General features: G+C 62.3%; 7 protein-coding genes. 4 read left to right on the plus strand and 3 right to left on the minus strand.

The window, feature by feature from the left end:
- Window positions 1-958: sigma-54-dependent Fis family transcriptional regulator (locus tag I5W_RS24535; protein ID WP_044531215.1), on the plus strand; the 958-nt coding region annotated here is incomplete at its 5' end.
- 33 nt (window positions 959-991) lie between these two features.
- On the opposite strand, the gene I5W_RS24540 is transcribed toward I5W_RS24535, so the two are convergent.
- From I5W_RS24540 to I5W_RS24550, 3 genes are all read right to left on the minus strand, one after another.
- Complete coding sequence (locus I5W_RS24540) at window positions 992-1,894, minus strand: transporter (RefSeq protein WP_017453188.1); 903 nt, start codon at window positions 1,892-1,894, stop codon at window positions 992-994.
- Between the two features lie 63 nt (window positions 1,895-1,957).
- On the minus strand, window positions 1,958-3,424 hold the full coding sequence (locus I5W_RS24545) for a benzaldehyde dehydrogenase (RefSeq protein ID WP_044531216.1): 1,467 nt from the start codon (window positions 3,422-3,424) through the stop codon (window positions 1,958-1,960).
- Window positions 3,425-3,450: 26 nt separating this feature from the next.
- Entirely contained in the window at window positions 3,451-5,190 is a 1,740-nt protein-coding gene (locus tag I5W_RS24550) for a GMC family oxidoreductase (RefSeq protein ID WP_017453190.1), read from the minus strand.
- A 373-nt stretch (window positions 5,191-5,563) separates the two neighbouring features.
- On the opposite strand from I5W_RS24550, the gene I5W_RS24555 reads away from it, so the two are divergent.
- From I5W_RS24555 to I5W_RS24565, 3 genes are all read left to right on the plus strand, one after another.
- Complete coding sequence (locus I5W_RS24555; RefSeq protein ID WP_017453191.1) at window positions 5,564-5,977, plus strand: hypothetical protein; 414 nt, start codon at window positions 5,564-5,566, stop codon at window positions 5,975-5,977.
- 311 nt (window positions 5,978-6,288) lie between these two features.
- Window positions 6,289-6,918 (plus strand): DUF5666 domain-containing protein, encoded by a 630-nt coding sequence (locus tag I5W_RS24560; protein WP_083893625.1) that lies wholly within the window; start codon window positions 6,289-6,291, stop codon window positions 6,916-6,918.
- A gap of 12 nt (window positions 6,919-6,930) precedes the next feature.
- The coding region (locus tag I5W_RS24565; RefSeq protein WP_044531218.1) for a cytochrome b/b6 domain-containing protein at window positions 6,931-7,502 on the plus strand (572 nt) is incomplete at its 3' end.

Raw genomic sequence — 7,502 nt, forward strand, 5'->3', positions numbered from 1 at the left:
CGCCGCCCGCCTGCCTTCGGCGGCGCGTTTCCCCGAGTTCGGTGATGAGGACATTGCACGTGCCTTGCCGCGAGCGGTGCGCGCGCTCGACGCTGCACTGCCGGTCTTGATCCTGGGCGAGTCGGGCTGCGGCAAGGAAGTGGCAGCCCAGGCTTTGCATCGGCATAGCCGCCTGCGCAGTGGCCCCTTCGTGGCGATCAATTGCGGCGCTATTCCGCGCGAGCTGATCGAGGGCGAACTGTTCGGTCATGCCGAGGGCGCCTTCACCGGGGCGCGGCGCGGAGGCGCCAAGGGCCGGATAGAACAGGCCGATGGTGGCACCCTGTTTCTCGATGAGATCGGCGACATGCCGCTGGAATTGCAGACCCGCCTGTTGCGGGTGCTGGAGACGCATGAAGTGACGCGCCTGGGCGAGGGCGCTAGTCGCAAGCTGGAATTCCAGTTGCTCAGTGCCACGCATCAGCCGCTGGATCAACTGGTGCAGCAGGGGCGGTTCCGCGCCGACCTGCTGTTCCGCCTGGATGGTTTGCGCCTGTGGCTGCCGCCGCTGCGGCAGCGCAAGCAGTTACGTACCCTGGTCGAGGTGGTGTTGGCCGAGGAGGGGTTGGGCGAACAGGATCTGGAGAGCGACTGTTTGCAGCAGTTACTGAGTTTGTCGTGGCCCGGCAATTGTCGCCAATTGCGTGCGGTGCTGCGGCTGGCTCGGGTCATGGCCGAACCGGGCGAGTTGATCGGCTTGGCGCACCTGCCGGCGGATATCCGCCAGGAGCTGGCGGCTGCGCACCATTGCGCGCAGGCAGCTCCTGCCAGTCCGGGCGGTATGGCTTCGCTCCGGCAACACCATCAGGCACTGCTGGAGGCCACCTTGCGCGAAGTCGATGGCAATGTCTCGGCCGCCGCCCAGCGCCTGGGCGTGAACCGCTCCACCTTGCATCGCTGGATGAAGAAGGCGCGCTGACCTGGAGTGGGCCCCGGTGCAGCGCTCCTGCTTTCAGAATACCTTGGCGATGCGCAGGTTGAAACGATTCGATTCCTTGGCGCCGTTTTCCACCTTGACCGACTGGCCATACTGCGCCATCAGTTGCACGGTCGGAGTGACGAAGGTGGAAAAGCCGATCTGCAACCGCCCATTGTTCATGCGATCGTTTTGCGCAATTCCGTTCAACTTGGTGGCGCCACCGAAGTCCTGGTACCAGGACAGGGCCAGCGAGGTGAGGGGGGAGAACATGTAGCGCAGGTGGGTTTGCAGGCCATAGGACGCATCCTGCTGGCGCTTCAATCCCAGGAAATTGGTATTGTCGCCATAGACGGCGTATTCCCCGATCACGTCCAGCATGAAATTGGCGGGCAGTGCCGTCACGTAGCCCAGTTGGAAGATGCCTTTCCAGCGGTTCTCGCCGATGTTGACCGGTCCCTTGCTGCCATCGTAGTTGCCTGCTGGCAGTGAGACGAAGGCCGATATCCCCAGCCAGCGCTGCTCTTGCTGCTGGTTCAGTAGCCATAGCGTACCGCCCACCAATGGATCGCCGACGCCGCTGGCCGACACCGGGTTGAGCGGCCCGAATGGCGTTTGCAGATCGACCTTGCCGAAGGGGATGATGATCTGCGGGTCGATCACGTAGTCGCCCAGTTTCATGAAATGGACCAAGCGTGCCAGGCCGATGTCGGTGACCAGCTTGAAATCCCCCGGGGTGCGATTGCCGTTGGCGTAGTTGGCGTTGCGCTCGGTGTGCTGGGCATACAGCAGGCCCAGGGTGGTGCCGGCAGGCAGCGCCGCATAGTCGCCCGGGTCGGTGGCGATTTCGGCGGCGTTGGCGCTGGCACCAGCCAATGCCAGAATGCTGGCCAGCAAAGTGCGCCGCCAGGCTGGCAGGAGGGTGGGAGTGGGATGCATGTGGGTGTCTCCGTTGTTGTAGGTGTGGATGGGTAAGGCAAGCTTGCAGGAGCAAGTCAGGAATCAGAAGGGATACTGGATCGGCTGGTCCATGATGCTCAACCACTGGGTCTGGGTGAATTCATGCACGCTGGCCGGGCCGCCGAAACGGCTGGCATTGCCCGAATCGCCCATGCCGCCGAAGGGCACCTGGAATTCGTTATTCACGGTCTGGTCGTTGATGTGCACCATACCGCAGCGCAATTGGCGTCCCAGTGCGGTGGCACGTGCCACGTCGCGACTATGGATGGCTGCAGCCAAGCCATAGGGGCTGGCGTTGACCAGATCGATGGCTTCGCTTTCGTCGTCAAAGACGGTGATCGGGGCCACCGGGCCGAACAGTTCCTGGCCATACACGGGCATCTCCGGCGTGACCTCGGCCAGCACCGTGGGTGCATAGAACAACTGGTCGTAGCGGCCTCCGGCCAGCAGTTTGGCTCCCGCTGCAATACTGTCGCTGACTAGGCCATGCAGGCGATCGCGTTGGCGTGCATTGATCAATGGCCCCAGATGCACCTGTCCCAGGTTGGGGTCACCCACATGCAGGGCCTTGGCGCGTGCTGCCAGTTTTTCTGCATAGTGCGCGGCGACCGAGCGATGTACCAGGTGCCGTCCGGCTTGCATACAGATCTGTCCCTGGTGCAGGAAGGACGCCCAGGCGCCGTTGGAGGCGGCAGCGTCCAGGTCGGCATCGGCCAGCACCACCAGTGCATTGTTGCCGCCCAGTTCCAGCGCCACCTTCTTGAGCGATTGTCCGCAGCTCTGGCCGATGGCACGGCCTACGGCAGTGGACCCGGTGAAAGCGATCATACCCACTTGCGGATGGTTGACCAGCGCCTCGCCTGTGGCCGGACCTCCGGGAATGACGTGCAACACGCCTGTCGGCAAGCCGGCCAGTTCGAACAGCCGCGCCAGCCACAGACCGCCGCAGACTGCGCTCTGGGTATCGGGTTTGAGGATCACCGCATTACCCAGTGCCAGTGCGGGCGCCACCGAGCGCAGCGACAGCAGCAAGGGGAAATTCCACGGTGAGATCACGCCCACCACGCCGATGGGGACTTGCCGCCACTGGTTGCTGCGGCCAGGCAGGGTGGAGGGAAAGAGCATGCCGTCGGGCTGCATCGGCAGCGCTGCCGCCATGTGCAATTGTTCGTAGCATTGCGCCCAGTTCCATTCGGCCTTGGGCGTGGTGGAACCGCATTCGCGGATGTTCCAGTCATTGAAGTCCTTGGCATGCAACAGCATCAGTCGCGCCGCTTCTCGTAGCAACGCGGCACGCTCGGTGAAGGGCAGCGCAGCCCAATGGCGCTGGGCGCCAGTGGCGCTGGTGGCAGCACGCGCGATGTCTTCGGCGTTGCCGATGCCGGTCTGGCCCAGCACTTGCTGGGTGGCCGGTTCGATGACGTTGGCGCTGCCACCAGCGGCTGTGATCCAGCCGTCCGAATAAATCTTGCCTTGCCAGTGGCTGTTGGTTTCAAACAGTGATTGCATGTGGGCTCCTTGGGGTGGGAAGAGGATCAGGCTTGCTTGAGGATCTCGGCCATTCGTTCGCCGATGATCATGCAGGGCGCCATGGTGTTGCCGGTGGTCACGCGCGGCATGATGGAACCGTCGGCTACGCGCAGGCCTTCGATGCCGCGCACCTTCAATTGATGGTCGACCACGGCCATCTTGTCGCGCCCCATCTTGCAGGTACCGGTCTCGTGCCAGTAGGTGAGGGCGGCGTCACGCACGAAGCTTTCCATCTGCTTGGGCGAGAGCGGGCCGGGCATCACTTCGCGCTTGGCAAACTGGCGCAGCTCGGCCTGGTTGCCGATCTCGCGGCACAGTTCCACGGCGCGCACCAGGGCCTTGACATCGGCCGGGTCGGAAAGGAAGTTGGCGTGGATCTTGAGACGGTCGCGTGGATCGGCCGATTGCAGTTCCAGGTAACCGCGGCTCTTGGGTTGCACCAGGCCCGGGGCGATCGACCAGGCCGCCTGTGGTACCTGGTATTGCTTGGCGGTGGCCTCTGAGGTGAAAGGAATTTCGATCTGGAACGGTTGCAGGTCAGGCGAGCTCAGCTGGCTGTCGCTTTTCCAGAAGAAGGTGCACTCGGCCAGGTTGTTGCGTGGGATTTCGGGCGTGTTGTATTCCCACAGGCAGCCGCCCAGCAGGATGTGATCCATGAAGTTGCGGCCTACGCCCGGCAGGTGGTGGCGCACCGCCACGCCAGCCCGGCGCAGCATGGCTTCGTCACCAATGCCGGCGAGCATGAGCAGCTTGGGGGAATTGAGGGCCCCGGCCGAGAGGATCACTTCGCGTTGTGCGCTGATGCGTCGTTGCTGGCCTTGCCAGAGCATCTCCACGCCGGTGGCGCGTTGGCCCGACAATACCAGGCGCTGCACTTCGGCCCGGGTCAGCACGGTCAGGTTCTTGCGCTGCATGACCGGATGCAGGTAGTGCGAAGCCATGTTGCGGCGGCGGCCGTCCTTGATGGAGGTATTGGCGATGGCACAGCCGCCCGGACCTTCCATCATGGCGCCGTTGTGGTCCTCGAAAGAAGGAATGCCGATGGCAGCAGCGGCGCGTTTCATTGCTGGTGCAATCGGATTGGGATCCTTGGCCGGCTGGATCCAGACATTGCCGCCCTGGCCACGATAAGCAGGATCGGGTGCGCCTTGCCAATCTTCGATACGTTTGTAGATGGCCAGTATGTGCTCGTAATTCCAGGCAGTGTCGCCTGCTTCGGCAGCCCAGTGCTCATAGTCGTTCTTGTGACCGCGCGCATAGGCCATCACGTTGATGCTGCTGCCGCCCCCCAAGGCGCGGCCCATGGCCAGGCTCAGGGTGCGCTGGTGCAGATGGCGTTGCGGCAGCGACTTGTCGCCCCATTCGCGTTCCGTGCCGAGGTTGGTGTACCAGACGCCGGGATTGAGGATGCTGGGTGCATCATCGCTACCACCGGCCTCCAGCAGCAATACGCTTACGTCCGGATTTTCGGATAGCCGGCTGGCCACGACGCAACCCGAAGAACCGGCACCGACCACGATGTAGTCATAGTGCGACTGTAACTGACGGGCGCGCTCGGTCTGGTTGCTGGCGATGGCCTCGGCCTGCTGCGCCATGCTGTCGATGGCGGTAGTGCTCAGGCCCAACGCGGCGGCCAGTTTCATGAAATGACGACGATCGATCCTGCCTTGGGTCAGCGCTTGTTCCAATGCATTGATGCGGTCACCGCGTGCGAGGTCGTCCCCGCTAGTGGATGGGATATGCATGAAGTCTCCAGATATTGGTGTTGTGGGTTGCGGCCGCAGTGGCGCAACAAGCGCAGAATGGCAAAAGGCGTGCCAAGCTCATCGGTGGTCGATGAAAGCCTGCAAGTCATTGATATGAAACATTTTTCCAGGCGCGCGAGGTACGCGGCAACCAGGCGTGCAGTGATGCAAATTGCATCAGTGGTCGCGCCAGTGAGGCGGTTTGCATCAGGGCATGGAATTTTTTGCGATGCCGTGCATCTGCATTAAGTCTTTCTTAATTCTGCGGTCCTACAGTAAGCCCATCGGAAGCCTCGGCATTGGCCGCAGCGCTATCCGGTGGACCGCCTCGTGCGGCAGCGCTTTTCATCCTGAACCACGACAAGGAGCCATCATGGACATCAACAAGATCACCGCCATCAGTGCCATCGTCTTCGGCCTCGCCGGTCTGGCCGCCCCGCTCACCTACGCCCAGAACGTGCAGGGCAGTGTGGCCTACATGAACGGCGGCATCGGCGCCAGCGAGCAGCACAAGCTGCGCGAGGCGGCCAAGGATTACAACCTGCGCCTGCTGTTTTCCGAAGCCAAGGATGGCGCCTTCGTCAGCAACGTCAAGCTCAACGTGAACGACCACCAGGGCAAGAGCGTCTTCAGCCTGCCCAGCGCCGGCCCCATGACCAACATCAAGCTGCCCGCTGGCGAGTATGAAATCACGGCGGTCTACAACGGCGTCAAGAAGACCACCAAGGTGAGCGTGGGTGAAAAGCCGACGTCGCTCAGCTTCAACTGGGTGCATCAGGATAATTAAGCAGTCCAGTTCTTCAACGATGGCCTGACCATTCTCGATCCTCGATGGCAGCTCTGCTGCGACCGAGGATTGATGCCGTGTAGCGGCACCACCGCCCCTCAGCTTCCCAGCTTCCAGATGCAAGGAGGCTGCGCGTGAGCAAAGACCGCTGCCCGAGCGGTCGCCTTCCCCCTCGGGGAGTATGTTTTTTCCTTCACTTATTGCGCGATAAAGATGACATTTTTGTCATTCGAATGTCATTCGAATGACGCCTTGGCTTGCCTACAATCAAATCTCCCTTCCCAACCCAGGCCTTTGAGCGCCTCTTCGTCATGATGAACATTTCCCTGTCCCAAGTCGTTCGCAGCGCCCTGGTGCCGGCGCTGCTTGCCGGTCAATTGTTGAGCACGGCAGCCATGGCACAAACGCCAGCCATGGTCGGTATCCGTGGCGCCATCGTCTCGGTTGGCAACGACCAACTGGTCGTAAAGAGCAACCGCGGTGGCGAGCAGAGCGTGGCGCTCGACAAGGACACCCGTGTGGCTGCCATTTCCCTGGCCAACATCAACGACATCAAGCCCGGCAGCTACATCGGCGCGGCCGGCATTCCGCAGCCGGATGGTTCGCAGAAGGCCCTGGAAGTCCACGTGTTCCCGCCGTCCATGGCCGGTACCGGCGATGGTCATCGTCCCTTCGACCTGGCGCCCAACAGCACCATGACCAATGGCACCGTGGGTGACGTCATCGCCAGCAACGGTCGCACGCTGACGCTGAAATACAAGAATGGCGAGAAGAAAATCGTCGTGCCTGACGATGTCCCCATCGTCAGCATCGAACCGGGTGACCGCTCGCTGCTGGCTGCTGGCGTGAAGGTGGTGGTGCGGGCGCGCAAGAATGCCGATGGCAGTCTCACTGCGGCCAGTATCAGTGCCGGCAAGAACGGCATCACTCCGCCGATGTAAGCAGGTGCCACGATGCCTCGTCCTCCCGTTCGTCATCCGCTGGCAGTGCGCATCGCCCACTGGCTCAATGCATTGGCCATCGCCTGCATGATCAGCAGTGGCTGGGGCATCTATAACGCCTCGCCCATCTTCGGCTTCAAGTTTGCGCCCTGGATGACCTTGGGCGGCTGGCTGGGCGGCTCCATTGCCTGGCACCTGGCGGCCATGTGGCTGCTGGTGGTCAATGGACTGTTCTATCTCCTCTATGGAAGTGTCAGCGGACACTTCCGTCGCCATCTTCTGCCCCTGCACATGTCAGAGGTCTTACAGGATGCGCGCCAGGCATTGCGCTTTCGTCTGCCGCATCAGCCCGGCGTCTATAACGCTGTGCAGAAGCTGCTGTATTGGGTCGTGATCTTGCTCGGCATCCTGGTGGTGCTGTCGGGGCTGGCGATCTGGAAGCCGGTCCAGCTGGATTGGCTGGCGGCATTCTTCGGCGGCTTCGATGTCGCCCGCAAGGTTCACTTTGTTGCGATGGCCGGTATCGCCGGCTTCGTGGTGGTGCACCTGACGCTGGTGGCGATCGTCCCCAAGACCCTGTCCCG

Source organism: Herbaspirillum sp. B65 (genome assembly GCF_000333555.1).
Taxonomy (GTDB): domain Bacteria; phylum Pseudomonadota; class Gammaproteobacteria; order Burkholderiales; family Burkholderiaceae_D; genus Herbaspirillum; species Herbaspirillum rubrisubalbicans.

Coding starts and splice junctions, on each gene's coding strand:
- I5W_RS24540 (WP_017453188.1), bottom strand. CDS start 1,894: ATGCATCCCACTCCCACCCTCCTGCCAGCCTGGCGGCGCACTTTGCTG.
- I5W_RS24545 (WP_044531216.1), bottom strand. CDS start 3,424: ATGCAATCACTGTTTGAAACCAACAGCCACTGGCAAGGCAAGATTTAT.
- I5W_RS24550 (WP_017453190.1), bottom strand. CDS start 5,190: ATGCATATCCCATCCACTAGCGGGGACGACCTCGCACGCGGTGACCGC.
- I5W_RS24555 (WP_017453191.1), top strand. CDS start 5,564: ATGGACATCAACAAGATCACCGCCATCAGTGCCATCGTCTTCGGCCTC.
- I5W_RS24560 (WP_083893625.1), top strand. CDS start 6,289: ATGATGAACATTTCCCTGTCCCAAGTCGTTCGCAGCGCCCTGGTGCCG.